Source organism: Ramlibacter sp. G4-7 (assembly GCF_057784995.1).
Map to the genome: position 1 here is coordinate 281,424 of NZ_JBYNTT010000002.1, position 20,884 is coordinate 302,307.

At 68.5% G+C, this 20,884-nt stretch carries 22 protein-coding genes; 14 read left to right on the plus strand and 8 right to left on the minus strand.

All coding sequences use genetic code 11. The features are described from left to right. The first annotated feature begins 7 nt into the window (after positions 1 to 7). Positions 8 to 1,108: an ABC transporter permease gene (locus tag AC3EGR_RS04275; RefSeq protein ID WP_488545199.1), complete on the plus strand. Its 1,101-nt coding sequence runs from the start codon at positions 8 to 10 to the stop codon at positions 1,106 to 1,108. Positions 1,109 to 1,169: 61 nt separating this feature from the next. Continuing rightward, positions 1,170 to 2,795 (plus strand): ABC transporter ATP-binding protein, encoded by a 1,626-nt coding sequence (locus tag AC3EGR_RS04280; RefSeq protein WP_488545200.1) that lies wholly within the window; start codon positions 1,170 to 1,172, stop codon positions 2,793 to 2,795. Here the strand turns inward: AC3EGR_RS04280 and AC3EGR_RS04285 are convergent. After that, entirely contained in the window at positions 2,792 to 3,442 is a 651-nt protein-coding gene (locus AC3EGR_RS04285) for a hypothetical protein (RefSeq protein WP_488545201.1), read from the minus strand. The two genes, AC3EGR_RS04280 and AC3EGR_RS04285, sit on opposite strands and share 4 nt — an antisense overlap. Beyond that, entirely contained in the window at positions 3,439 to 4,836 is a 1,398-nt protein-coding gene (locus AC3EGR_RS04290) for a selenium-binding protein SBP56-related protein (protein WP_488545330.1), read from the minus strand. Before AC3EGR_RS04290 ends, AC3EGR_RS04285 begins: the two co-directional genes overlap by 4 nt. A 266-nt stretch (positions 4,837 to 5,102) precedes the next feature. Here AC3EGR_RS04290 and rimP point away from each other — a divergent pair, with 266 nt between their 5' ends. From rimP to AC3EGR_RS04325, 7 genes are all read left to right on the plus strand, one after another. Then, positions 5,103 to 5,681 carry a ribosome maturation factor RimP gene (gene rimP / locus AC3EGR_RS04295; RefSeq protein WP_488545202.1) on the plus strand — a complete coding sequence of 193 codons (579 nt, stop codon included), beginning with the start codon at positions 5,103 to 5,105 and terminating at the stop codon, positions 5,679 to 5,681. Next, a complete protein-coding gene (gene nusA / locus AC3EGR_RS04300) occupies positions 5,678 to 7,180 on the plus strand; it encodes a transcription termination factor NusA (protein ID WP_488545203.1) in 1,503 nt (500 codons plus the stop codon). Before rimP ends, nusA begins: the two co-directional genes overlap by 4 nt. 21 nt (positions 7,181 to 7,201) lie before the next feature. After that, a complete protein-coding gene (gene infB, locus AC3EGR_RS04305) occupies positions 7,202 to 10,111 on the plus strand; it encodes a translation initiation factor IF-2 (protein ID WP_488545204.1) in 2,910 nt (969 codons plus the stop codon). Positions 10,112 to 10,224: 113 nt separating this feature from the next. Further along, entirely contained in the window at positions 10,225 to 10,593 is a 369-nt protein-coding gene (gene rbfA, locus AC3EGR_RS04310; RefSeq protein WP_488545205.1) for a 30S ribosome-binding factor RbfA, read from the plus strand. 3 nt (positions 10,594 to 10,596) lie between these two features. Further along, positions 10,597 to 11,550 (plus strand): tRNA pseudouridine(55) synthase TruB, encoded by a 954-nt coding sequence (truB, locus tag AC3EGR_RS04315; protein ID WP_488545206.1) that lies wholly within the window; start codon positions 10,597 to 10,599, stop codon positions 11,548 to 11,550. Then, positions 11,547 to 13,373, plus strand: coding sequence for a translational GTPase TypA (typA, locus tag AC3EGR_RS04320; RefSeq protein WP_488545207.1), 1,827 nt, complete (start codon positions 11,547 to 11,549; stop codon positions 13,371 to 13,373). Before truB ends, typA begins: the two co-directional genes overlap by 4 nt. Positions 13,374 to 13,419: 46 nt before the next feature. Then, on the plus strand, positions 13,420 to 14,292 hold the full coding sequence (locus AC3EGR_RS04325; protein WP_488545208.1) for a DMT family transporter: 873 nt from the start codon (positions 13,420 to 13,422) through the stop codon (positions 14,290 to 14,292). A gap of 164 nt (positions 14,293 to 14,456) precedes the next feature. Here the strand turns inward: AC3EGR_RS04325 and AC3EGR_RS04330 are convergent, their stop codons facing one another. The 5 genes from AC3EGR_RS04330 to smpB all read right to left on the minus strand — a co-directional run bounded on the left by AC3EGR_RS04330 (position 14,457) and on the right by smpB (position 17,082). After that, positions 14,457 to 15,266 carry an anti-sigma factor family protein gene (locus AC3EGR_RS04330; protein ID WP_488545209.1) on the minus strand — a complete coding sequence of 270 codons (810 nt, stop codon included), beginning with the start codon at positions 15,264 to 15,266 and terminating at the stop codon, positions 14,457 to 14,459. Between the two features lie 5 nt (positions 15,267 to 15,271). Continuing rightward, positions 15,272 to 15,802: a sigma-70 family RNA polymerase sigma factor gene (locus AC3EGR_RS04335; RefSeq protein WP_488545210.1), complete on the minus strand. Its 531-nt coding sequence runs from the start codon at positions 15,800 to 15,802 to the stop codon at positions 15,272 to 15,274. A 9-nt stretch (positions 15,803 to 15,811) separates the two neighbouring features. After that, positions 15,812 to 16,141: a hypothetical protein gene (locus AC3EGR_RS04340; protein ID WP_488545211.1), complete on the minus strand. Its 330-nt coding sequence runs from the start codon at positions 16,139 to 16,141 to the stop codon at positions 15,812 to 15,814. 3 nt (positions 16,142 to 16,144) lie between these two features. After that, on the minus strand, positions 16,145 to 16,528 hold the full coding sequence (locus AC3EGR_RS04345) for a COG4315 family predicted lipoprotein (RefSeq protein ID WP_488545212.1): 384 nt from the start codon (positions 16,526 to 16,528) through the stop codon (positions 16,145 to 16,147). Between the two features lie 80 nt (positions 16,529 to 16,608). Continuing rightward, a complete protein-coding gene (smpB, locus tag AC3EGR_RS04350) occupies positions 16,609 to 17,082 on the minus strand; it encodes an SsrA-binding protein SmpB (RefSeq protein ID WP_488545213.1) in 474 nt (157 codons plus the stop codon). A gap of 107 nt (positions 17,083 to 17,189) precedes the next feature. Between smpB and AC3EGR_RS04355 the strand changes: the two genes are divergently transcribed. Both AC3EGR_RS04355 and AC3EGR_RS04360 read left to right on the plus strand, forming a co-directional pair. Further along, positions 17,190 to 17,627: a type II toxin-antitoxin system RatA family toxin gene (locus AC3EGR_RS04355; RefSeq protein ID WP_488545214.1), complete on the plus strand. Its 438-nt coding sequence runs from the start codon at positions 17,190 to 17,192 to the stop codon at positions 17,625 to 17,627. Between the two features lie 4 nt (positions 17,628 to 17,631). Then, positions 17,632 to 17,958 (plus strand): RnfH family protein, encoded by a 327-nt coding sequence (locus AC3EGR_RS04360; RefSeq protein ID WP_488545215.1) that lies wholly within the window; start codon positions 17,632 to 17,634, stop codon positions 17,956 to 17,958. Here AC3EGR_RS04360 and AC3EGR_RS04365 read toward each other — a convergent pair. Beyond that, the gene (locus AC3EGR_RS04365; protein ID WP_488545216.1) at positions 17,952 to 18,479 is read right to left on the minus strand and encodes a DUF4124 domain-containing protein; all 528 of its coding nucleotides are present in this window, start codon (positions 18,477 to 18,479) and stop codon (positions 17,952 to 17,954) included. The two genes, AC3EGR_RS04360 and AC3EGR_RS04365, sit on opposite strands and share 7 nt — an antisense overlap. Before the next feature lie 123 nt (positions 18,480 to 18,602). On the opposite strand from AC3EGR_RS04365, the gene guaB reads away from it, so the two are divergent. The 3 genes from guaB to AC3EGR_RS04380 all read left to right on the plus strand — a co-directional run bounded on the left by guaB (position 18,603) and on the right by AC3EGR_RS04380 (position 20,883). Next, positions 18,603 to 20,072: an IMP dehydrogenase gene (gene guaB / locus AC3EGR_RS04370; protein WP_488545217.1), complete on the plus strand. Its 1,470-nt coding sequence runs from the start codon at positions 18,603 to 18,605 to the stop codon at positions 20,070 to 20,072. A gap of 96 nt (positions 20,073 to 20,168) precedes the next feature. Further along, positions 20,169 to 20,480 carry a type II toxin-antitoxin system Phd/YefM family antitoxin gene (locus tag AC3EGR_RS04375; RefSeq protein ID WP_488545218.1) on the plus strand — a complete coding sequence of 104 codons (312 nt, stop codon included), beginning with the start codon at positions 20,169 to 20,171 and terminating at the stop codon, positions 20,478 to 20,480. After that, complete coding sequence (locus AC3EGR_RS04380; protein ID WP_488545219.1) at positions 20,467 to 20,883, plus strand: type II toxin-antitoxin system VapC family toxin; 417 nt, start codon at positions 20,467 to 20,469, stop codon at positions 20,881 to 20,883. The genes AC3EGR_RS04375 and AC3EGR_RS04380 overlap by 14 nt, the downstream gene beginning before the upstream one ends. Position 20,884 lies beyond the last annotated feature (1 nt).

Sequence of the window (20,884 nt, forward strand, 5' to 3'; positions counted from 1 at the left end):
CGACCTGATGGCCGAGCCGACGGCGGTCGGCCAGACCGAAGCCGGGTCCGCGGCGGCGGCGCCCGCGGCGATCGCCCTCCCGGTGCACGTCACGCCGCGCGTGCGGGCCTGGCGCCGGTTCCGGCGCAACAAGCTGGGCCTGTGGAGCCTGGTGCTCTTCACCACGCTGGTCGTCCTGAGCCTGTTCGCCGAAGTGCTCTCCAACGACCGGCCGCTGGTGGTGCGCTACGAGGGCCAGTTCTACTTCCCGATGGTGAACTCCTATCCGGAGACGACTTTCGGCGGCGACTTCCAGACCGAGACGGACTACCTCGACCCCTTCATCCGGCAGCAATTGACCAAGGGCGGCAACTGGGCGCTGTACGCACCGAACCCCTACGGCGCCAAGACGCTGAACTACTTCGCCAAGGAGCCCAATCCGTCCCGGCCCACGCGCGACAACCTGCTGGGCACCGACGACCGCGGCCGCGACATGCTGGCGCAACTCATTTACGGCTTCCGCCTCTCGGTGCTGTTCGCGCTGGCGCTGACCGTGCTCGGCGTGGTGATCGGCGTCGTCACCGGCGCGATCCAGGGCTTCTTCGCCGGCCGCACCGACCTCGCGTTCCAGCGCTTCATCGAGATCTGGGACTCCATGCCGGAGCTGTACCTGCTGATCATCTTCAGCGCCATCTTCGCGCCCAGCGTGGCGCTGCTGCTGATCCTGCTGTCGCTCTTCGGCTGGATGGGGCTGTCGCAGTACGTGCGGGCGGAGTTCCTGCGCAACCGGCAGATGGACTACGTGCGCGCCGCCAAGGCGCTGGGCGTGGGCAACGGCCGGATCATGTGGAAGCACATCCTGCCCAACAGCATGACCCCGGTGATCACCTTCCTGCCGTTCCGCATGAGCGCCTCCATCCTGGCCCTGACCTCGCTCGACTTCCTGGGCCTGGGGGTGCCGCCGGGCACCCCGTCGCTCGGAGAACTGCTCTCGCAGGGCAAGAACAACATCGACGCCTGGTGGATCTCGCTGTCCACCTTCGCGGTGCTGGTGATCACGCTGCTGCTGCTGACGTTCATGGGCGACGCGTTGCGCGACGCGCTGGATCCGCGGAAGGCGGATTCATGAGCCATGCGCAGCACCGTTCTCACCCTCTCCCCCTGGGAGAGGGCCGGGGTGAGGGCACGCGATGAACCAGCAGCAAACCCCCGTGCCGCCGCTGCTGGAAGTCAAGGACCTGCACGTCGCCTTCGGCGGCAAGGAAGTCGTGCGCGGCGTGGATTTCTCCATCGCCCCGGGCGAGAAGCTGGCGCTGGTCGGCGAGTCGGGCTCGGGCAAGACGGTGACGGCCCTGAGCCTGGTGCGCCTGGTGCACAACGCGCGCATCACCGGCTCGGCGCGCCTGGCGCCGGCGAAACCCGGCGAGCAGCCCGTCGAACTCCTGCAGGCCTCCGAGCGCCAGCTCCTGGGCATCCGCGGCGACGACATCGCGATGATCTTCCAGGAGCCGATGACGGCCTTGAACCCGGTGTACACCGTGGGCGACCAGATCGCGGAGGTGCTCCAGCTCAAGCAGGGCCTGAGCGCCAGGCAGGCCTGGGACGCGGCCGTCGAGGCGCTGGCGGCGACCGGCATTCCCGAGCCGGCGCGGCGCGCGGCGACCTACCCGCACCAGCTCTCGGGCGGCCAGCGCCAGCGCGCCATGATCGCCATGGCGCTCGCCTGCCGGCCGCGGCTGCTGCTGGCCGACGAGCCGACCACGGCGCTGGATGTCACTCTGCGCCAGCAGATCCTGGAACTGCTCGCCGACCTGCAGCGCCAGACCGGGATGGCGGTGCTGCTGATCACGCACGACCTGAACCTGGTGCGGCGCTTCGCCGACCGCGTGGCGGTCATGGAAGGCGGCCACCTGGTGGAGCAGGGCACGGTCGGCGGCGTGTTCGCGCAGCCGCAGCATCCTTACACCCGCAAGCTGATCGAAAGCCGGCCCACGCGCGACGTGCAGGACCCGCAGCCCGGCGCCGCGCCGCTGATGCGGGCCGATGCGCTGCGCGTGAGCTACCCCGTCCCCATCCCCGGCGTCAAGGGCTGGTTCCGCAAGGGCGCCTTCGTGGCGGTGCAGGGCGCGAAGTTCGCAGTCCCCACCGGCGGCACGCTGGGCATCGTGGGCGAATCGGGCTCGGGCAAGTCGACGATGGCACTGGCCGCGCTGGGCCTGATCCCGCACGAGGGCGCGCTGGAGGTGGTCGGCCAGCACTGGGGGCCGGACAGTGCCCGCAACCGCGGCATCCGCCGGCTGGTGCAGGTGGTGTTCCAGGACCCGTTCTCCTCGCTCTCGCCGCGCATGACGGTGGAAGAGATCGTCGGCGAAGGCCTGCTGGTGCACGAACCGGCGCTGCCGGAGCAGCAGCGGCGCGAGCGCGTCTACCGCGTGCTGGAGGAGGTGGGCCTGACGGAGGCCCAGTTCCCCGGCCTGCTGGGACGCTACCCGCATGAGTTTTCCGGCGGCCAGCGCCAGCGCCTGGCGATCGCCCGGGCGCTGATCGTGGAGCCGCAGTTGCTGGTGCTGGACGAACCCACCAGCGCGCTGGACGTGACGATCCAGAAGCAGGTCCTGAAGCTGCTGCAGCGGCTGCAGCGCGAACGCGGCCTGTCCTACCTGCTGATCACGCACGACGTGGACGTGATCTGGGCCATGGCCCACGAGGTGCTGGTGATGAAGGACGGCCAGGTGCTGGAGGCCGGGACGGTGCAGGAGGTCCTGCGCAACCCGCGCAATCCGTACACGCAGACCCTGGTGGCCGCGGCCGCTTAAAGCGCCATCCAGATGCCGGCGGCGCCGGCGAGGATCAGGCTCGCCGCCCAGGCCAGGTCCAGGTTGAACCAGGCGCGGCGCAGGAACTGCAGCCCGAGGTAGCGGTACACGGCCCAGGCCATCGCCAGGCCCGCCAGCCCCATCGCGAGCGTGTGCACCGCGGCGATCAGCAAGGCGGTGGCCAGGTCCGAGCGCGCCAGGGCCTGTTCGACGCGCGCATGCGCATCCGCCTGCGACGGCCCGCACAGTCCCAGCATGAAGGGCACCAGCATCAGCCCCGCGCCGTGCGCGGTCGCCATCAGGAAGGACCACCAGGCGAGCCGGCTGGGCGGGATGCGGGCGAGCGAGCGCGGATGGCGCCGCCACAGCAGGCGGGCGAGGCCGAACAGCAGCACGAGGGTGGCCGCGGCCACGCGGATGACGGTGCTCCACTGCACCAGCCAGCCGAGCAGGGCGACGGGCACCAGCACCACCGCCATGGCGGCGAAATGGCCGCCGCCCAGGGGCAGCAGCGTGCGGAAGACGGCGGCGGAGCGCCGCTCCGTCAGGCCGTTGGCCACCGCCAGCGGCCAGCCCATCGCCGGACTCAGCCCGTGGTACAGGCCGAGTCCGACGACCGTGAGCCAGAGCGCCGCCGCGCCGCTCAAGCCGAGGGGTAGCAGAAGGAGTCGGTGGAGCAGTCGCCGCCCTGCAGCCGCACCTGGTGCGCGCCGTAGTCCGGCCCGAAGTCCACGAAGAACTCCTTGTCCAGCGTGAAGCTCCCGTTGGCATTGCACATGGCCTGCACGCCCGCGATGCCGTCCGGATAGAACTGCGTGTCCCAGCTGCTGTACAGGGAGTTGGTGAAGTACACCCGCTTGGCGTCGCGGCTGATCTCGATCATCTGCGGTCCGCCGGCGAAGGGCTTGCCGTTGGCGTGCGGCGCATGCTGCACGATCCCGCCCACGCGCACGCTGCCGGTCTGCCTGGGCTCCATCGGGTCGCTCACGTCGTAGCGGCGCAGCTCGCCGGTGCCCCAGCAGGCGACGTACAGGTGCTTGTCGTCCAGCGACAGGTCGATGTCGCTCACCAGCGGCGGCACGGCGCCGAAGCCCTTGAGCAGCGGCGGCAGGGCGTCGGCCTTGGCCGGCTCGGGCGGGATGGTGATGGTCTTGCGCGCCTGGAATTTCCCGTTTTCGCGGTACCAGGTCCAGATCGACGCTTCCAGGTTGGTCGTGTCGACGACCACGCCGAGGAAGCCGTATTCACGCGAGGGGTCGTGGGCCGGACGCAGTTCCAGCGCCATCTGGTGGTTGGCGCCCAGGTCGATCGTCTGCACGTGCTTGCGGTCCCGCAGGTCCCAGAAGTGCAGCGCATGGCCGTACTTGTTGCCCAGCAGGTCCTCGGGAACGATGCCGTTCTCGAACTGCGGCGGCAGCGCCCATTCGCTGGACACCATGTAGTCGCGCGGCAGGTTCCACCAGAAATCGTAGTGCAGCTTCTGCAGGCCGCGGTCGATCTCCCAGCGCCCCAGCACCTCGAAGGTCTGGCAGTCCATGATGAAGATGCCGGGCGGGCCTTGCGTGCCGTCGGGGCCGGCGCCGCCGAGCGTGCTCACGTAGATGCCTTCGGGCCCGCAGTGCACGGTGTGGGGCCGCGAGTAGCCCGTCTTGCGCAGGATCTCCTCCGGCTCGATCGTCTTGATGAGCTTGGGCTGCGCCGGGTCCGGCTGCGTGTCGAAGATGTACATGCGCGAGGACCGCATGCCCGGCACCACCAGGTAGCGCCGCTGCAGGAAGGCATGGCCGGTCAGGGGCGAGAGCGCCGAGCTGCAGGCGTTCCAGCCGAAGTGGTGCAGCTCGTCGCCCTTGTTCGGCAGCGCCACCTTCGTGAGCACCTGGCCGTATTTCTTGGAGGCGGGGTCGAGGTCGACCACGGCGATCGCATCCGGCCGCGAGCGATCCGGCGAGAGCAGGGCGGTGTAGCACAGGTGTTCAGGCTCGGCCTCCATCGCCAGCCGGGGCGAGGGATGGAAGGTCGGGTCCGGGCGCAGGGTTTCCATCATGGCGGCTCCTCGGACAGTGGGACTCGGATACTGGACGCTTCGCGCCCGGAGTCAAGCCCGCCGCGTGGCGCAAGGAGGGGGCCGCAGGGCTTGAAAAAGTCGCGCCCACTGCCAGTTGCAGGTGCTGCCCCGGACCCTGATCCAGTGCGCGCGAAGTGTGCGTAGCCTTGCAGCACCAGGCTTTCCTCGTTACAATACTGGTCTCACGACCAAACGGGCGGGTACTTACCGCCCGTTTTTTTTGGCTGATCGACTTTACGCACTTGGCTCTGCAGGACATCGTCGCGCAAACCGTGGCCGGACTCGGCTACGAACTGGTGGAACTGGAGCGTTCCGCCGGGGGGACTTTGCGCGTGACCATCGACTTTCCCTGGGAACCGGGGGAGGAGAAGGCGGTGAACGTGGAGGACTGCGAGCGCGTGACGCGTCAGCTGCAGTACACGCTGGAAGTCGAGGAAGTCGACTACAAGCGCCTCGAGGTGTCGTCGCCGGGCATCGATCGTCCGTTGCGCAACGAGAAGGACTTCGAGCGCTACGTGGGCGAGGTGGTCGACGTCACGCTGAAGGCGCCCATGGGTGCCGCCGCGGCCGGCCAGGTCGCCGCCAACCGACGCAAGTTCCGGGGCACCCTGGAGCAGGCGCCTGACGGAGCAGGCTGGCAGCTGGCGTGGAGCGACGAGCCGCCGCCGGTTCCCGGCAAGAAGGTCTCGAAGAAGAAGAAGGAACCCGTCGCCCTGCAGGTGCTGGGTTTCACGCTGGACGAGCTGAAGGAGGCGCGTCTGGCACCGATTGTTGATTTCAAGGGGCGCAAGCGCGCCGGGGTTCAGGAGCAAGGGAAATGAATCGCGAACTGTTGATGCTGGTGGACGCCATCTCGCGCGAGAAGAACGTCGAGCGCGACGTGGTCTTCGGCGCCGTCGAAGCCGCCCTTGCCCAGGCCACCAAGAAGCTGTACCAGGGCGAGGTCGACATCCGTGTCGCCGTCGACCGTGACACGGGCAACTACGAGACCTTCCGCCGCTGGCTGGTCGTGCCCGACGAACAGGGCCTGCAGAACCCGGACGCCGAGGAACTGCTGATGGACGCCAGGGAGCGCGTGGGCGACGTGGAGACCGGCGAGCACATCGAGGAAGGCATCGAATCGCTGCCGATCGGCCGCATCGGCGCCATGGCCGCCAAGCAGGTGATCCTGCAGAAGATCCGCGACGCCGAGCGCGAGATGCTGCTCAACGACTTCATGTCGCGCGGCGACAAGATCTTCGTGGGCACCGTCAAGCGCATGGACAAGGGCGACATCATCGTCGAGAGCGGCCGCGTGGAAGGGCGCCTCCGACGGGGCGAGATGATCCCCAAGGAAAACCTGCGCAACGGCGACCGCGTGCGCGCCATGATCATGGAGGTGGACCTGACGCTGCGCGGCGCGCCCATCATCCTGTCGCGCGCGGCACCCGAATTCATGATCGAGCTGTTCCGCCAGGAAGTGCCCGAGATCGAGCAGGGCCTGCTGGAGATCAAGAGCTGCGCGCGCGACGCCGGTTCGCGCGCCAAGATCGCCGTGGTCTCGCACGACAAGCGCGTCGACCCCATCGGCACCTGCGTCGGCGTGCGCGGTTCGCGCGTCAACGCCGTGACCAATGAACTGGCCGGCGAGCGCGTGGACATCGTGCTGTGGTCCGAAGACCCGGCGCAGTTCGTGATCGGCGCGCTGGCGCCCGCCAACGTCAGCTCCATCGTGGTGGACGAGGAGAAGCACGCCATGGACGTGGTGGTCGACGAGGAGAACCTCGCCATCGCCATCGGCCGCGGCGGCCAGAACGTGCGCCTGGCTTCCGAGCTCACGGGCTGGAAGATCAACATCATGGACGCCAACGAGTCGGCGCAGAAGCAGGCCGAGGAGCAGAGCGGCATCCGCCAGCTGTTCATGGAAAAACTGGACGTCGACGAGGAAATCGCCGACATCCTGATCGTCGAGGGCTTCACCAGCCTGGAGGAAGTGGCGTACGTGCCGATCTCCGAGATGCTGGAGATCGAATCCTTCGACGAGGACACGGTCAACGAATTGCGCGCCCGCGCCAAGGATGCGCTGCTGACCATGGAAATCGCACGCGAGGAAAGCGTCGAGGAAGTCTCGCAGGACCTGCGCGACCTCGACGGGCTGAACCCGCAACTCATTGCCAAGCTCGCCGACCACGGCGTGCACACCCGGGACGACCTGGCCGACCTGGCCGTGGACGAGCTCACCGATATCACCGGCCAGTCCGCCGAAGAGGCCAGGACCCTGATCATGAAGGCGCGCGAGCACTGGTTCACCAACCAGCCTGCTGCGGCGGCCCATGAGTAAAGGGAGGGGGACGAACAGAACATGTCTAGTACCACCGTCGCCGAGTTCGCGAACGAACTCAAGAAATCGACCGATACGCTGCTGGAACAGCTCCGCAGCGCCGGCGTCTCCAAGTCGGCTCCCACCGACTCCCTGACCGACGCCGACAAGCAGAAGCTCCTGGGCTACCTCCAGGCGAGCCATGGCACCGCCACGCCCGAACGCAAGAAGATCACCCTGGTGAAGAAGTCCACCAGCGAGATCAAGCAGGCGGACTCCAGCGGCAAGGCACGCACCATCCAGGTGGAAGTGCGCAAGAAGCGCACCTTCATCAAGCGGGACGAGGGCAGCGACACCGCCGTCGTCGAGGCGCCGGAAACGGCGCACTCGCCCGCTGCCGGCGGCGCCGACGAAACCGAACTGGCCCGCCGCGAGGAAGAAGCGCGCCGCCAGGCCGAACTGATCCGCCGCCAGGAAGAAGAACTGGCCGCCAAGCGCCGCGAGCGCGAGGAGCAGGAAGCCCGCCAGCGCGCCGCCGAGGAAGCCAATGCCGCGGCCGAACGCGAGCGGGAGCGCGAGCGCGAAGCCGAGGTGCGCGCCGAGGCCTATTCGAACGCCCGGGCTGGCGCCACCGCCGCCCGCGCCGCCGAAGCGGAGGCCGCGCAGGCCGTCGCCAAGGCGCAAACCGAGGCGCGCGAGCGCGCCGCTGCCGAAGCGCGCGAGAAGGCCGCTGCCGAATCGAAGGCCCGCGCCGACGAGGAAGCGCTGCGTGCGCGCGACCTGCAGGACCGCCGCCGCAAGGCCGAGGCCGAGGCCGCCGCGATCCGCTCGATGATGAGCGCGCCCAAGAAGGTGATGGTCGCCAAGGCGCCGGAGAAGCCGGTGGCCAAGGCGCCGGAACCCGCCAAGCCGGGCGTCAAGGGCACGCTGCACAAGCCGCCGGCGCAGCCTGGCCGTCCGGCCGCCCCCGGAGCCGCACCCGCGCCCGCGGGCCCGGGCGCCGGCAAGGAAGTGAAGTCCGCCAAGCTGTCGTCCAGTTGGGCGAACGATCCGGCCAAGAAGAAGGAAATCAAGACCCGCGGCGACTCGTCCGGCGGCGTCGGCCGCAATTCGTGGCGCGGCGGCCCCCGTGGCGGCCGCAGGGACCACCGCGACCGCGACGATCGCCAGACCGCCTCCGCACCGACGGAGCAGCGCATCCTCGAGGTGCACGTGCCCGAGACCATCACGGTCTCCGAGCTCGCGCACAAGATGGCCATCAAGGCCTCCGAGGTGATCAAGGCCCTGATGAAGATGGGCCAGCTGGTGACCATCAACCAGTCGCTGGACCAGGACACGGCCATGATCGTGGTCGAGGAAATGGGCCACAAGGCGCTCACCGCCGCCCTGGACGACCCGGAAGCCTTCACCGAGGAAGACACCGCGGCGCAGACGGCGGAATCGCTGCCGCGCGCGCCGGTCGTGACCGTCATGGGCCACGTCGACCACGGCAAGACCTCTCTGCTGGACTACATCCGCCGCGCCAAGGTGGCAGCGGGCGAAGCCGGCGGCATCACGCAGCACATCGGCGCCTACCACGTCGAAACGCCGCGCGGCGTCATCTCCTTCCTGGACACCCCGGGCCACGAGGCGTTCACCGCCATGCGTGCCCGCGGCGCCCAGGCGACCGACATCGTGATCCTGGTGGTGGCCGCGGACGACGGCGTCATGCCGCAGACCCGCGAAGCCATCAAGCACGCGAAGGCGGCGGGCGTGCCCATCGTCGTGGCGATCAACAAGATCGACAAGCCCGACTCCAACACCGACCGCGTGCGGCAGGAACTGGTGGTCGAGGAAGTGGTGCCGGAAGAATACGGCGGCGAATCGCCGTTCGTGCCGGTGTCCGCCAAGACCGGCCAGGGCGTGGACGAGCTGCTGGAGCAGGTGCTGCTGCAGGCCGAGGTGCTGGAACTGAAGGCGCCGGTGGATGCGATGGCCAAGGGCCTGGTGATCGAAGCGCAGTTGGACAAGGGCCGCGGCCCCGTGGCCACGGTGCTGGTGCAGTCCGGCACGCTGAAGGTCGGCGACGTCGTGCTGGCCGGCCAGACCTTCGGCCGGGTGCGCGCCATGCTGGACGAGAACGGCAAGAGCATCAAGTCCGCGGGTCCCTCCATTCCGGTGGAGATCCAGGGCCTGACCGAGGTGCCGCAGGCCGGCGACGAGTTCATGGTGATGACCGACGAGCGCCGTGCGCGCGAGATCGCGACCTACCGCGCGGGCAAGTTCCGCAACACCAAGCTGGCCAAGCAGCAGGCGGCGAAGCTCGAGAACATGTTCGCGGACATCGGTGCGGGCGAGGTCAAGACCGTGCCCATCATCGTCAAGGCGGACGTGCAGGGCTCGCAGGAAGCGCTGGCGCAGTCGCTGCAGAAGCTGTCCAACGATGAGGTCAAGGTGCAGATGGTGTATGCCGCCGTGGGCGGCATCAGCGAGTCGGACGTCAACCTGGCGATCGCCTCCAAGGCCATCATCATCGGCTTCAACGTGCGCGCCGACGCGGGTGCGCGCAAGCTGGCCGAAGGCAACGGGGTCGAGCTGCGCTACTACAACATCATCTACGACGCGGTCGACGAGCTGAAGGCGGCGATGTCCGGGATGCTGGCGCCGGAGAAGCGGGAAGAAGTCATCGGCTCGGCCGAGATCCGCACGGTGTTCGTGGCGTCCAAGATCGGCACGGTCGCGGGCTGCTACGTCACCTCGGGCACGGTCACCCGCAGCGCGCACTTCCGCCTGCTGCGCGACAACGTGGTGATCTACACCGGCGAACTCGAGTCGCTCAAGCGGATGAAGGACGACGTGCGCGAGGTCAAGGAAGGCTTCGAGTGCGGCATCAAGCTGAAGAACTACAACGACATCAAGGAAGGCGACCAGCTCGAATTCTTCGAAGTCAAGGAGATCGCTCGTACCCTGTAAGAGCGAACACCTTCACCGCAGGGGCGCGCAGTACGCAGGGCAAGAGGAGGTCATTCGATGATCGCTCTGCCTTGCTTTGCGAACCCTGCGCCGCTGTGGTGAACTGAATCCCTATGCCCAAGAAATCGACCAAGCCGAATCGCTCCTTCCAGATCGCGGACCAGATCCAGCGCGACCTGACGGAGCTGATCGCCCGCGAGTTGAAGGACCCGCGGGTGGGCATGGTCACGGTCAGTGCGGTGGAGGTCACGGCCGACTACGCGCATGCCAAGGTGTTCTTCAGCATCCTCGTCGGGGACCCGCAGGAAACCGAGGACGCGCTGAACCAGGCGGCCGGCTTCCTGCGCAACCACCTGTTCAAGCGGCTGCACATCCACACGGTGCCCACGCTGCACTTCCATTTCGACCGCACCACCGAGCGCGCGGCCGACATGAACGCCTTGATCGCCAAGGCGGTTTCTTCCCGGTCGAAGGACGACTAGCCCGTGAACGCGCCACGCACCAGGGTGCAGCGGCGCCCTGTGCATGGGGTGTTGCTGCTCGACAAACCGCTGGGACTCTCCAGCAACGACGCACTGCAGAAGGCCAAGTGGCTGCTGCGGGCGGAAAAGGCCGGCCATACCGGCACGCTGGACCCCATGGCCACCGGCGTGCTGCCGCTGTGCTTCGGCGCCGCGACCAAGTTCAGCCAGTTGCACCTGGAGGCCGACAAGGCCTACGAGGCGCTGGCGCAGCTGGGTGTGCGCACCGCCTCCGGCGACAGCGAGGGCGAGGTCACCGAGCGGCGCGAGGTGCCGGCAATCACGCCCGAACGGCTCGCCCAAGTGCAGGCGCAGTTCATCGGCGGCATCGTGCAGGTGCCGCCCATGCACAGCGCCCTGAAGAAGGACGGCAAGCCGCTGTACGAGTACGCCCGGGCCGGCGTCGAGGTGGAGCGCGAGGCGCGCCAGCTGCGCGTCCTCGAGTTGCGCCTGGAACTGCTGGAGCCCGCGCTGCTGAAGATCGTGGCCAAGGTCAGCAAGGGGACTTACATCCGCACCCTGGGCGAGGACATCGGCGCCGCCCTCGGCTGCGGCGCCCACCTGCGCTCCCTGCGAAGAATTGCCACCGGGCCCTTCGATCTTTCGCAATGCCTGACGCTCGCGGAACTCGAGGCGCTGCCGGAGTCTGACCGTGTTGGCCGGCTGCTGCCGGTGCAGGCCCTGCTGCCCGGCCACGTGCCGGTCACGCTGGGCGCGGAAGACGCGGCGCGCTTTCTCAGCGGGCTGCGCAGGCGCGGCGGCTGGCGCGACGCCGAACAGATCGCAGTCTTCGGGGAGGCTCCGCGCGCGCTCCTCGGCACCGCTCACGCAAAGGCGGGGGAACTGATTCCCTCCCGCCTGTTGAGCCCCATCGAAATCCAGCAAATCCTCGGCGTGGCCGAGCCAGAGAACGTATGACGCAAATCCGAAACATCGCCATCATCGCCCACGTCGACCATGGCAAGACGACCATGGTGGACCAGCTGCTGCGCCAGTCCGGCACCTTCGCCGAGCACGAGAAGGTGCAGGACACCGTGATGGACAACAACGCCATCGAACGCGAGCGGGGCATCACCATCCTGGCCAAGAACTGCGCCGTGAGCTGGAAGGGCACGCACATCAACATCGTCGACACCCCCGGACACGCGGACTTCGGCGGCGAAGTCGAACGCGCGCTGTCCATGGTCGACGGCGTGGTGCTGCTGATCGATGCCCAGGAAGGGCCGATGCCCCAGACCCGCTTCGTGACCAAGAAGGCGCTCGCGCTGGGCTTGCGTCCGATCCTGGTCGTGAACAAGGTCGACAAGCCGGGTGCCAATCCGGACAAGGTGGTCAACGCGGCCTTCGACCTGTTCGACAAGCTCGGCGCGACCAACGAACAACTGGACTTCCCCGTGGTCTACGCCTCCGGCATCAACGGCTGGTCGTCCATGACCGAGGGTGCGCCGGGCGAGCAGTGGGGCCCGGACATGTCGGCCCTGTTCGACACCATCCTGGCGCACGTGCCCCAGCACGAAGGCGACCCGGAAGCGCCGTTGCAGCTGCAAATTTCCGCGCTGGACTATTCCAGCTTCGTCGGCCGCATCGGCGTCGGCCGGGTCAACACCGGCACCATCCGTCCCATGATGGAAGTGATGGTGATGGAAGGGCCGGACGGCAAGGCGGTGCGGGGCAAGGTCAACCAGGTGCTCACCTTCGAAGGCCTCACGCGTGTGCAGGTCAAGGAGGCCGGCCCCGGCGACATCGTGCTGATCAACGGCATCGAGGACCTCGGGATCGGCGTGACGGTGACCGACCCGGTGAACCCGGCGCCGCTGCCGATGCTGAAGATCGACGAGCCCACGCTGACGATGAACTTCTGCGTCAACACCAGCCCGCTGGCCGGCCGCGAAGGCAAGTACGTCACCAGCCGCCAGATCTGGGACCGCCTGCAGAAGGAACTGCAGTCCAACGTCGCCCTGCGCGTTGCCGAGACCGACGAGGAAGGCGTGTTCGAGGTCATGGGCCGCGGCGAACTGCACCTGACCATCCTGGTGGAGAACATGCGCCGGGAAGGCTACGAGCTGGCCGTGTCCAAGCCGCGCGTAGTCTTCAAGAACGTCGGCGGCGAGCGCCACGAGCCGATCGAGCTGGTGACGGCCGACATCGAGGAACAGCACCAGGGCGGCGTGATGCAGGCCCTGGGCGAGCGCAAGGGCGAGCTGGTCAACATGGAGCCGGACGGCCGCGGCCGCGTGCGCCTGGAGTACCGCATCCCGGCCCGCGGCCTGATCGGCTTCTCCAACGAGTTCATGAACCTGACCCGCGGCTCGGGCCTGATCTCGAACATCTTCGACGGCTACGAGCCGCACAAGGGCGAGATCGGCGGCCGCAAGAACGGCGTGCTGATCTCCATGGACGACGGCGAGATCTTCACCTACGCGCTGGGCAAGCTGGACGACCGCGGCCGCATGTTCGTCAAGGCGAACGACCCGGTGTACGAGGGCATGATCGTCGGCGTGCACAACCGCGACAACGACCTGGTGGTGAACGCCACCCGCACCAAGCAGCTGACCAACTTCCGCGTCTCCGGCAAGGAAGACGCGATCAAGGTCACGCCGCCGATCGACCTCACGCTGGAATACGGCGTGGAGTTCATCGAGGACGACGAACTGGTGGAGATCACCCCCAAGTCCATCCGCCTGCGCAAGCGCCACCTCAAGGAGCACGAGCGCAAGCGTGCGCTGCGGGAAGCGGCTTAAGATCCGAAGCGGGCGCCAGGCCCGCTTTTTTTCGCCCACAAGAACAATGAGACCGACCCACACCCAGGCCGTCTTCCTCATGGTGGCGGTGACCCTCATGTGGTCCATCGCCGGCGTGATCACGCGCCAGCTCGAACACGCGCGCAGCTTCGAGGTGACCTTCTGGCGCAGCTTCTTCACGGTGCTGTCGCTGCTGGTGATCCTGCCGTTCTTCCAGGGCAGGGTGGTGTTCGCCAAGATCCGCCGCGGCGGCGCTGCCCTGTGGCTCTCGGGCCTGTGCTGGGCCGTCATGTTCACCGCCTTCATGGTGGCGCTGACGCTCACCAGCGTGGCCAACGTGCTAGTCACGATGGCGATCGGCCCCTTCCTCACCGCACTGCTGGCGCGCGTCTTCATCGGGCATCGCATCCCGGTTCGCACCTGGCTGGCCATCCTGGTGGCCGGCGCGGGGATTGCCTGGATGTACGGCGCGCAGCTCGAAGGCGGGCAGCTCACCGGCACGCTGGTGGCGCTGCTGGTGCCGCTCGCCAGCGGCGTGAACTGGACGATCTCGCAGCGCGCCCACGCCCACGGCGAGGAGGTCGACCTGGTCCCGGCCGTGCTGGTGGGCGCGGCCGTTTCCGCGCTGGTGACGCTGCCGCTGGCCATGCCCTTGCGCGCCTCGATGCACGACGTCGGCCTGCTGGCGTTGCTGGGCCTGGTGCAGCTGGCGATCCCGTGCGCGCTGGCCGTGGTCTGTGCGCGCGTGCTCAAGGCGCCCGAGATCGCGCTGCTGGCGCTGCTGGAGGTGATCTTCGGCATCGTGCTGGCCTGGGTCGGCGCCGACGAAGTGCCGGGCGAAGCCGTGCTCGCCGGCGGTGCCCTGGTCATCGGGGCGCTGCTCGCGAACACACTGGTGGGCTGGCGGCAACGGGCTTGAGCGCCGCCCGGCCCACGAAGGTCGCGCAAGCGCTGCATGCCGCCACGCGGGGAAGCCGCTGCGCGCACCGCTGGGGTCCACTTCGACGGCCCCAACCTACGGGTGAGGGGCGTGAGGTGTAGGCTGGCGGTGCGAAGCAACCCCAGCGATGCGCGCAGCGTTTCCTACAGCTGCTTGTAGACCGCGTCGGCCAGCGCCAGCAGCCCCTGGCGCGGAAGCTTGCCGGACAGGGCGTAGCCGAAGCCCTGGTCCACCCAGTAGAAGGTCGACACGCTGCCCTCGGTGGCATAGCGGAACGCGGTTTCCTCCATGCCGCGCTGCTTGGCGCCGTCGACGGAGCCGATATAGAGCGTGATGCGTTCGCCGGCGGCGTTCTGGAACATGAACTGCGCGCGCGCGCCGCCGGTGTCGCCGGGCAACAGCCGCCCGCCCACGAGCTCGTAGCCGTTGGCCGACAGGTTGGGCACCTTCAGCGGCCGGTTCAGCCGCTTGGACAGCCACTGCACCAGGTGCTGCTGCTGCGCCGCCTCCACTTCCACGGGGTGCCGGACCTCGGGCATGTACACCACGTGCGCGACGGCGGCCTGGTGCGCGAAAGTCATCGTGGGCCGCAGGTTGCCGGCGCCGTAGCCGTTGGTCTGCCACTGCACGTGCCCGGCCCAGCCGAGCGCGAAGGCGAGCAGCACCGAAGCGGCCATGCCGCCCCAGCGCTGCCACTGCGAGAAGCGCGTGCTGCGTTGCTGCAGCCTCTCGGCCACGTGCAGCAGGTGCTCGGGGACCGGTTCGTCCCGGACCTGGGTGTGGAGCGCGCGCAGGGCCTCGCGCTGGATGCGCCAGGCGCGCACGCGCTCCGCCGCCTCGGCATCGGCGGCCAGGCGGCTCTTGACCGCGGCACGCCCGGCAGAGTCGAGGCGGCCGTCGACGTAGGCGTGCAGTTCGGCCTCGCCGGGCAGCAGTTGGGTGTCTTCCTTCATGTTCATCACTTCAATCGGCGCAGGGCCGGCGCGGACGGCGTGGCGGGCATGGGTTTGCCTTCCATCAGGTCGCGCAACCGGGCTCTCGCCCGCGACAGGCGCGACATCACGGTGCCTATGGGCACCCCCGTGATGCGCGCGGCTTCCTCGTATCCCAGGTCCTGCAACGTCACCAGCAGCAGCACCTCGCGTTGTTCCACCGGCAGGCGCAGCAGGCAGCGCTGCAGGTCCAGCGCCTGGTCCGGCACGCCGGCCGGTGCCTGGAGTTCATTCGCCACGTCGTCCACGTCCACACGGTGGGCGGCCTGCTGGCGCACGGCGCGCCGCGCCCCGTCCACGAACAGGTTGTGCATCAGCGTGAACAGCCACGCCCGCAGGTCGCTGCCCGCGGCCCACAACTGCCAGCGCTGGCAGGCGCGCTCCAGCGTGTCCTGCACCAGGTCGTCCGCCGCCCACGCGTCGCCGGTGAGCGAACGTGCATAGCGGCGCAGGTCCGGGATGTGCCCGACGAGGCTGGTGGTGGCGGAGGACGGCATGCCGCAAGCCTACCCGAGCTCCGTGAAACGCGATACAGGGGCGTCGGGCCAGCCCTGGCGAATCAGCAGGTCGAGTTCCGCCAGGGATTCCCGTGCCCCGGACTCGCCGCGGGTCGTGGCCAGGGCCTGCATCAGGGGCGAGCGCAGGAACCACAGCGCCTGCAGGTCGTCCGCCCGTTCGATCGCGCCCATCAGGCGGGCGGTGGTGGCGCCGGGCACTTCCTGCACCCGTTCGCGCATCGCCTGCCGCACATCCTCCAGCGGCGAGGCCGTCAGCAACGGAGCCGACTCCAGGAAGCGCGGACGCGCCCAGCGCGCGAACGACCATGCCAGCTTCATCGGTCAGGGGCGGGCGAGGCGCCATGCGTTGTTGACGCCGTCGCCGGTGCGGTCGCCGGGCTTGCTGTCGCGGGCCCAGTAGTAGACGGGCTTGCCACGGTAGGCCCACTGGCGGCTGCCGTCGTCGCGCACCACGATTGCCCAGTCGCCGCTGGACGTGTCGCTGGCGCTGGCCATCAGCGGCGGCCACGCGGTCGCGCACTGGCCATTGCACACCGATTTGCCGGCGCCCATGGTGTCGCGGTCGAAGGTGTAGAGCGTCATGCCGTTCGGGCCGACGAACACGCCGTCGGCCACCGTGGCCGGCGCGCGCGACCAGGGCATGGAGGAGCACGCCACCAGCAGGGCGGCGCCTGCGAGGGAGGCGAGGCGGATGGACGAGGGCATGGCGTTCTCCGTTGGAATGGCTTTGACGGATGAACGTGCCCCGGGCCCGGTTTATTCCGGCCGGGCTGGCCGGCGGGGGATCAGCGGTGCCGTTCCTTCATGGCGCGCTCCACCTCGCGCTTGCCTTCGCGGTCCTTGATGGTGTGCCGCTTGTCGTGCGTGGCCTTGCCCTTGGCCAGCGCGATTTCGACCTTGACCTTGCCCGCCTTCCAGTAAAGCTGGATCGGGACCAGGGTGTGGCCCTTCTGTTCCACCTTGCCGATGAGGCGCCGGATCTCGTCCTTGTGCATCAGCAGCTTGCGGGTGCGGGCGGCCTCCGGGTTCACGTGGGTGGAGGCCGTCTTCAGCGGGTCGATGTGGCAACCGATGAGGAACAGCTCGCCGTCGCGGATCACCACGTAGCCCTCGGTGATCCGCGCCTTGCCCTCGCGGGCGGCCTTGACTTCCCAGCCTTGCAGGACCAGGCCGGCCTCGTGCCGCTCCTCGAAGAAGTAGTCGAAGGCGGCTTTCTTGTTGTCCGCGATGCGGGAGGGAGTTTCTTTCTTTTGCGCCATGGAAGGGTCTGGCCCAGAAAAGAGGCGGCAGCGACCTTTTCGGAGATCGCTGACAGATGGGGCCGGCAACGGCTCTCTACAATGCCCGCGCGGGTCCGCATTCTCCTATGAAAACCGTCCACAAAAGCGTCCTCATCTGGTACAGCGCCGAGGAGATGTACGCGCTCGTCACCGACGTGGCGAAGTACTGCGAGTTCCTGCCCTGGTGCGACCGCTCCAAGGTCATCGCACTGGAGCCGGACGGCATGAAGGCGGAGGTGGGGATCAGCTTCTCGGGCATCCACCAGACTTTCACCACGCGCAATACGCACGTGCCCGGGCGCGAGGTGCGCATGAAGCTGGTCGACGGCCCGTTCTCCAACCTCGATGGCTGCTGGAAATTCCAGGCGCTGGGCCAGGACCAGCGCGCCTGCAAGGTCTCGCTGGAGCTGCAGTACGCCTTCAAGAACGCCGCGCTGGCGGCGCTCGTGGGCCCCGTGTTCGACCGCATCGCCGGCAACCTGGTCGACGCCTTCGTCAAGCGCGCCGAGCAGGTCTACGGCTGAAGCCATGCCCTGCGTGACCGTGCTCTATTCGCCGGCGCCGCGCCAGGTGCTGGAGTGGACCGTGCAACTGCCCGAAGGGGCCACCGTGCGCGACGCGGTGCTGGCGAGCGGCTGGCGCGCGGCCGCCCCGGCAGGGGAAGTGCCGGAGGTCGGCATCTGGGGCCGTCGCTGCGCGGCGCAGCAGCCCGTGCGGGAAGGGGACCGGGTGGAGGTGTACCGGGCCCTGAAGGTGGACCCGAAAGTGGCGCGGCGCGAGCGCTTCCGCAAGCAGGGCGCGCGCGCCGCCGGCCTGTTCGCGCAGCGGCGGCCGGGAGCGAAACCGGGTTACTGACGCGGCGGGCAGTCGCGGGCGATCACGGCTTCGAGCATCCGCGTCTCCTTGGCGCGCGCCTCGTCGTCCAGGATTTCACGCTCGCCCTTGTCGTTCACGCGCGCGAGGCGGATGCCGGAGTCGTAGTTCGCCTTGGAGGACTTCGCCTTGCTGCAGTTCTCGCTGCGCGCCTGGGCGAGCTTTTGCTCCTCGGCCTTCTTCTTCTCGGCCTCGGCGGCCTCGACCTGCTTCTTGCGCTCTTCCAGCGCCTTGTCCTTGCCGGCCACCTTGGGCAGCGCGGGCGCGTTGTCGCCGACCGGCGCGGCCACCGGCGCCGCGGCCTGCGTGGCAGCGGACTCGGTGGCAGCCGCGGGCATCATGCCCCTGGGACCCTTGAGGATCTTCTCCGCGGGCACTTCGGCCGGCGGCGCCTGGTCGCTGAAGACCTTGTGTCCGCTCTTGTCCACCCACTGCCATTGCGCGGCGGCGGCCAGGGGCAGGGTGCAGGCGAGGGCGAGCAGGGCGAGTCGGGCAGCTTTCATGGTTTCAGTTTAGCTCGGCGGCCTGCGGCGGACCTGGTGCGAATCCCTGTCCGTGGCGCCGTTGCCCCAGCCGTCCTGTGCGAAATTGCACGCGGGTACAATCCTTTTTTTGGAGCCTCAAGAATGCGTTTGCTCGGAAAAGCGCTCACCTTCGACGACGTGTTGCTGGTGCCGGCGTTCTCCCAGGTCCTGCCCAAGGACACCTCCCTCGCAACCCAGCTCTCGCGCAACATCCAGCTGAACCTCCCGCTCGTGTCCGCCGCCATGGACACGGTGACCGAGGCGCGCCTGGCGATCGCCATCGCGCAGGAAGGCGGGATGGGCATCGTGCACAAGAACCTCACGCCGCAGCAGCAGGCCGCCGAAGTCGCGCGCGTCAAGCGCTACGAGTCCGGCGTGCTGCGCGATCCCGTGGTGATCACCCCGCAGCACACGGTGCGCCAGGTCATCGCCATGCAGGAGCAGCTGGGCATCTCGGGCTTCCCGGTGCTCGATGGCGGCAAGGTCGTCGGCATCGTCACCGGCCGCGACCTGCGCTTCGAGACCCGCTACGAAGTGCCGGTCAGCCAGATCATGACGCCGCGCGACAAGCTGATCACGGTGAAGGAGGGCACCAGCCCCGCCGAGGCCAAGGCGCTGTTGAACAAGCACCGGCTGGAGCGCCTGCTGGTGCTCAACGACGCTTCGGAGCTCAAGGGCCTGATCACCGTCAAGGACATCACCAAGCAGACCAGTTTCCCCAATGCCGCGCGCGACGCGTCCGGCCGCCTGCGCGTCGGCGCCGCGGTGGGCGTGGGCGAGGGCACCGAGGAACGCGTGGAGGCGCTGGTCAAGGCCGGCGTCGACGCCATCGTGGTCGACACGGCGCACGGGCACAGCAAGGGCGTGATCGACCGCGTGCGCTGGGTCAAGCAGAACTATCCGCAGGTCGAAGTGATCGGCGGCAACATCGCCACCGGCGCGGCCGCGAAGGCCCTGGTCGAGGCAGGCGCGGACGCGGTCAAGGTCGGCATCGGCCCGGGCTCCATCTGCACCACGCGCATCGTGGCCGGCGTGGGCGTGCCGCAGATCACGGCGATCGACAACGTCGCCACCGCCCTGGCCGGCAGCGGCGTGCCGCTGATCGCGGACGGCGGCATCCGCTACTCGGGCGACATCGCCAAGGCCATCGCCGCCGGCGCGAGCACCGTGATGATGGGCGGCATGTTCGCCGGCACCGAGGAAGCACCGGGCGAGATCGTGCTGTACCAGGGCCGCAGCTACAAGAGCTACCGCGGCATGGGCTCCATCGGCGCGATGCAGCAGGGCAGCGCCGACCGCTACTTCCAGGAGTCCACCACCGGCAACCCCAACGCCGACAAGCTGGTGCCCGAAGGCATCGAGGGCCGCGTGCCGTACAAGGGTTCGCTCATCTCCATCGTCTTCCAGATGGCGGGCGGGGTGCGGGCCGCCATGGGCTACTGCGGGTGCGCCAGCATCGAGGAAATGCGCTCGAAGGCCGAATTCGTCCAGATCACCGCCGCCGGCATGCGCGAGAGCCACGTGCACGACGTGCAGATCACCAAGGAAGCGCCGAACTACCGCGCCGACTGACCCCCGCTCACCCCCTTAAAAGGGCCAGAATTTTCTGGCCCTTTTTTCTTCTCCGGGCTAAAATATGGCCAGTTCATATTCCAGTCGGGCCATAAATTGCAGACTGTTCCCATCCACCAAGCCAAGAGCCAGCTCTCCGAACTCATCCGTGCCGTGGAGCAGGGCGAGGAGGTCGTGCTCACGCGCCACGGCAAGCGCGTCATCCGCCTCATCAAGGAGCCGGAAAGCGAGCAGCCCAGCATCGAAGGCCGGCGCCAGGCGATCCTGGCGGAACTCGAAGCCTTGCGTGCGAAGGTGGGGCGAGGCGAGCCGGCCTTCCAGGAACTCTGGGAAGAGCACAAGCGCGAGCGCGATGCGCGCGGTGACGCCTGGACCGACGAACCCAAGGTGCCCCGTGCTGGTCGTTGACGCATCCGCCTTTGCCAGCTGGGCGTTTCCCGACGAGGCCGGCGACAAGGTGTCGCAGGCGCTGATCCGGGTGATGACCGAGGAGGAGAGCGCCACCAGCGCCGCCATCTTCCCGCTGGAGGCCCTGCATGCTGCGGGCCGTGCACTCGCGCGCGGGCGCTTCACCCCCAGCGCGCACCAGCACGTGCTGCGCCTGTTGAGCCGGCTGCCGGTGGCGCTCGCGCCGCTGCGCGTGTCGCCGCTGGAGTTCTGGAACTGGTCGCAGTCGCTGGAACTCACCCCTTACGACGCGGCCTACCTGAAGGTCGCGGTGGACCTGAAGGCGCCGCTGGTCACCATGGACCGCGCGCTGCAACGCGCCTGCCTCCAGCTCGAACATCCCCTGATCACCGACCTGGCCTGAT